We start from the raw sequence: 4986 nt of genomic DNA, 5'->3' as shown, positions 1-4986 counted from the left end.
TTAATGACAGAGAAGGAGATAATCCTGCTATAAGATCGTATGTAAAACTAGAGTTTTTTAGAGAAATATCATCACGTTTGGAAACAGCATCCTTCTTAGTAATCCCTGGTATTTGTGCTGGTTTAAGAGAACAAGTAAAATTCGCAAAAGCATTACGCAAATTTACCATAGAATATGAGGTACAATACCCTGGAGATGAACCTTCTCCGTTAAAAAAAATAACCGAAGGAGTTTTATAAAATTTGAAAATTTGAGTCTGGTTACTTACTGTCAAAAAAAACCTAAGCATTCAGTTATTAGCTGTCAGCTTGAGCGCAATAAAACTAAACCTTAAGGAGAAAATTTAAATGAATATCGACTTAAAAAATGACTTCTGTAGTAAGATTTAATTCTGAATAATAAAGCTTCGAGCGGCAAAACTAAAAGCAATAGCTAATAGCTGATAGCAGACGGCTGAATCCTTACAAAAAAACTTTGAATACAGAAAAGCTACCTAGTTATTTTCCTTTAGATAAATAGTAGTAAAAATTAACTAAATAGAAATAGGAAAACTCTAAAAAAATTAATTAATAACTACTCTCCAAGCACAAGAACCATAGAGTATAGAGAGGTTTTCATATTTTGGAGAGAAAAAATGGCGATCGCCTCCCAATCCTACACGAAGGCTTAATCTTTTATTAAACACTACTCTCTATGCTCCATGTTAGGTATTTGTGTTGATAATTAAAAAAATGTAAAAGATAGTTAAGAATTAGTAGGTTTGGCTAGTCTTACCAACTATGATGGGGTAGAAAGCTGAATCAAGTCAACAAAAATTGGCAAAACTATATGGATACAATTAACATCCAGCGTAAAAAAACACGGAGGAAATTCGAGAGTTTGGTAGTCCCGTCTTTTTACAGCGGGGCGGAAAAACGAACGCTTGTTGAAACAAGCGTGATGAGGGTCGTTGATATATTGCAAAATATTAGCAGTTCTGACTTTTCTAGTAGTATCATAAAAATATGAGCAAAAAAACAAAAAACATGGGATGTCAACAAGTTTTACTACATCCTGAGCAAAACCTATTAGCCATATTAGAATACTTGTGTGGCGAGGCCAATAAAGTATTCAATTGTTCTGTTTATTATGCCAGACAAGTCTGGTTTAAAGAAAATCAATTTCTCACTCAAGGCAAACTTTGTGGGCAGATGAAACGGAACATACACTTTAATGCGATGTATGCTTCTAGTGCCCAACAAATATGCAACGGTATTGTTGAATCTTTCAGAAGTTTTAAACAACTACTTAAGCTGTTTAGAAAAGGTGAATTAGCAAATAAACCCAAACCTCCTAAATATCGAAAACCAGGTCTATTTACTGTTTCTTATCCTAAAAAATGGCTCAAACTCACTGATAAAGGAATTAAAGTTCCATTAGGACGCAAGGTGAAAGCATGGTTTGGATTGGACGCTTTTTACATTCCGATGGCGAGTAACCTAGACTGGGACTTAATTAAAGAGATTAGAATTTTACCTCGTAATCGTTGTTTTTATACTGAGTTGATTTATGAAATTAAAACTCAACCAGTTCAACTAGATTTCAATCAAGCACTTTCCATTGACCACGGTTTAGACAATTGGTTGACCTGTGTAGATACTCAGAGCCATAGCTTTATTATTGATGGTAAACATCTCAAGTCCAAAAATAAGTATTACAATAAGCAAATAGCTACTTTAAAAGAACATAAACCACAAGGTTTTTGGTCTAAACGTTTAGCTAAAATTACAGAAAAACGTAATCGTCAGATGCGTGATGCTGTTAACAAAACAGCAAAATTGGTGATTAATCATTGTCTTAAATATGGAATTGGTACAGTGGTTTTTGGTTGGAATAAAGGGCAAAAACAGTCAATTGAATTGGGAACTAAAACTAATCAAAAATTTGTACAAATTCCTACTGCTAGACTCAAAGAAAGAATTGAGCAACTTTGCAACTTATATGGGTTGCAATTTGTAGAAACTGAGGAGTCTTATACCTCGCAATCATCGTTTTTAGACAATGATATTCTCCCAAAATACGGTGAAAAACCCGATAACTGGGAAGCATCAGGGAAGCGTATTAAGCGAGGTTTATATAAATCTGCTATGGGTTTTTTGATTAATGCCGACTGCAATGGTGCTGCAAACATTCTCAGAAAAGTATCTGGAAGGCTTAAGCTAAACTTAAGTCAACTAAGTAGAGGCGCATTGACAACGCCTTTAAGAGTTCGATTTTGGACTGCTTAAGAATCTGCGTCTATGAGCGAGTGCAGAGTGTCAAAATAAGTTAAATTACCCAAAGAGTAAGTGCTAAAAAATTAAAGTTATTGATATTCATAAGTATTGAATTTTGACTTATGAGAGGGGGATTTTGTATTTTTGAGGAGAAGAAAAGATGGCGATCACTACAATTAATCCAGCAACAGGAGAAATACTTAAAACTTTTGAACCAATCACAGATGCACAAATAGAGGCTAAACTAGAATTGGCAGAAAAAACTTTTCGCCAATATCGTCAAATTTCCATGACCCAACGTGGAGAATGGTTATTAGCAGCAGCAGAGATATTAGAAAAAAATGCTGATAAATTTGGTAAAATAATGAGCCTGGAAATGGGTAAAACTCTGAGTGGAGCGATCGCCGAAGCTAAAAAATGTGCCTCAGTCTGTCGGTACTACGCAGAAAAAGCAGCCGAGTTTCTGGCTGATGTTCCTGCAAAAACTGATGCTAGTAAATCATTTGTTCGTTATCAACCAATTGGCCCAGTGCTAGCGGTCATGCCCTGGAATTTTCCCTTTTGGCAGGTTTTTCGATTTGCAGCACCAGCTTTAATGGCAGGAAATGTGGGATTATTGAAACACGCCTCTAATGTTCCTCAATGTGCTTTAGCTATTGAAGAAATTTTTAAAGAAGCAGGTTTCCCAGAAGGTGCTTTTCAAACTTTATTAATAGGGTCAGATAAAGTAGCGGGTATTATGGCAGATGACCGAGTAAAAGCAGGAACTTTAACTGGTAGTGAACCTGCAGGAGCAAGTTTGGCAGCAACAGCAGGTAAATATCTGAAAAAAACTGTTTTGGAACTTGGAGGCAGCGATCCGTTTATAGTATTAGAAAGTGCTAATCTAGAAGAAGCTGTGTCTACAGCAGTTACAGCTAGAATGCTAAACAGTGGGCAATCGTGTATTGCTGCTAAACGTTTTATTTTGGCAGAGGCGATAGCTGATGAATTTCAACAACGTCTGGTAGAAAAATTTGAATCTTTAAAAGTAGGAGACCCTATGTTGCCAGATACTAATATTGGTCCCTTGGCAACTCCATCTATTCTTCAAGAGTTAAATGTTCAAGTACAAGCTTCTGTTGAGAAAGGAGCAAAAGTTCTGACAGGCGGTCATCTTTTGTCTGACCTTCCTGGAAGTTTTTACCCTCCTACAATTTTGGCTGAGATACCGATAGATGCTCCTGCTTATCAGGAAGAATTTTTTGGTCCAGTAGCTTTAGTATTTAGAGTTGCTAATATTGATGAAGCAATAGAATTAGCAAACAATACACCCTTTGGGTTAGGTGCAAGTGCATGGACGACAGACACAGTAGAAGCAGATAGGTTAATCTCAGAACTGGAAGCTGGTGCTGTTTTTATTAATGGTTTAGTTAAGTCTGATCCACGTCTACCTTTTGGTGGAATTAAACGTTCTGGTTATGGTCGGGAACTTAGCAAGGAAGGAATTCTAGAATTTGTCAATATTAAGACTGTTTGGGTCAAATAATTAAAAGACTTACGCAAAAACACTATATATAGCATCTACTAATTTAGGCGATTGCTAGCGCAAAGCTCGACTTTTCATGTCGGCGACAGTCGAAAAGGGAAACGCTTAAAAAATTATAGCTATCGCCCAGCTTTGCTGATTCTAAACAATCCATAAAAACTTAAATAACTCTCATTTTAATTGTCAGATATTTGAGTTCAGATACGCTTATATTTTGATAATAATTGATGTTTCAGTTGATAAATAGTTTTTCCTCCATGGATTTGCCATTTTTTTCAAATGATTCCAGACCAACATAGCACAAGCAATGTGATTTTTTTGAATTTTTGCCCGACGACCCAATCCAAAACTCAAGCCCTGGCACGTTGTTGAATTTCTCTGTGAAACTCCTCAATTTTCCATCTAGGGGCGAATCTCAAACTCAACGTCATCCATACTCTCCGAATTACTGGCTTTGGTTGTATATTTTATTTTTTGGAAGTCCCTAACTGAATAATGTTAGAATATAAGTTGTCTGTCAGAGACTTCTATGAAGATTTGATGAAGATAAAAGAGAAGTTTGATGAAGATTTGATGAAGATGTGAGAAAGAATAGTTTTTTTGTCTTGCAATTTCCCATAAAATCAAAATAAGATATAACCAGATCGACAGGAATTACGCAACGACACTAATTGTAGTGACAATATCCAGAAGAATGCTGGAATTATACACTATATATATATGGTACTGTGTAAGTCCTGAATTAATTGGATATTAGCAACAGAACGTCTATTCAAGCTAAAGTTCTAGGTAAAAAGACTTCCGACAATACTTAGTTTATCAGCTTCTTACCAGTTACCTTGGCTACAAAATAAATCTAGATGCGCTAGTAGTCATAACAATTACCTAAAATATTGCTGTACTTAGATTCTTGATTTCTCAATCAGGGTAATTTTTTAAGTCTGATTATAATAGTATTAATACCTAAAAATTGGTATTAGATGTTGAGTTTGAGATAATATTTACTAAGTATACTTTCTGTGTCTATATCCCTTTTTATTTGTTTGAATAGATGGGAATCCCGGGCTGTCTCGGAGTTGACAATCAACACATATCTAATTTTGTTTACTATATTTTTTCCCATTCTTGGGGATATGAGTTGATGCACACCTTGGACATTCCATTACGATTACCTTAATTCATACTTCAATTATGCAACGCCGT

General features: G+C 35.4%; 3 protein-coding genes. 2 read left to right on the top strand and 1 reads right to left on the bottom strand.

Features of this window, described 5'->3' with window-relative positions; translation table 11 throughout:
• Positions 1-1004: 1004 nt before the first annotated feature.
• Entirely contained in the window at positions 1005-2267 is a 1263-nt protein-coding gene (locus tag F6K22_RS31430) for an RNA-guided endonuclease InsQ/TnpB family protein (RefSeq protein ID WP_293107306.1), read from the top strand.
• Between the two features lie 148 nt (positions 2268-2415).
• Positions 2416-3783 (top strand): NAD-dependent succinate-semialdehyde dehydrogenase, encoded by a 1368-nt coding sequence (locus F6K22_RS31425; RefSeq protein ID WP_293107303.1) that lies wholly within the window; start codon positions 2416-2418, stop codon positions 3781-3783.
• A gap of 1094 nt (positions 3784-4877) precedes the next feature.
• Here the strand turns inward: F6K22_RS31425 and F6K22_RS43680 are convergent.
• Positions 4878-4946 carry a transposase-like zinc-binding domain-containing protein gene (locus F6K22_RS43680; protein WP_483244179.1) on the bottom strand — a complete coding sequence of 23 codons (69 nt, stop codon included), beginning with the start codon at positions 4944-4946 and terminating at the stop codon, positions 4878-4880.
• Positions 4947-4986 lie beyond the last annotated feature (40 nt).

This window comes from Okeania sp. SIO2F4 (assembly GCF_010672385.1).
GTDB lineage: Bacteria > Cyanobacteriota > Cyanobacteriia > Cyanobacteriales > Microcoleaceae > Trichodesmium.
Note: the sequence above shows the minus strand (reverse complement) of the source record. Positions and strands in the feature narration are given on the sequence as shown.

Excerpts from the sequence above, each read along its gene's own strand:
- F6K22_RS31425 (WP_293107303.1), top strand. The coding sequence starts at position 2,416 with ATGGCGATCACTACAATTAATCCAGCAACAGGAGAAATACTTAAAACT.
- F6K22_RS31430 (WP_293107306.1), top strand. The coding sequence starts at position 1,005 with ATGAGCAAAAAAACAAAAAACATGGGATGTCAACAAGTTTTACTACAT.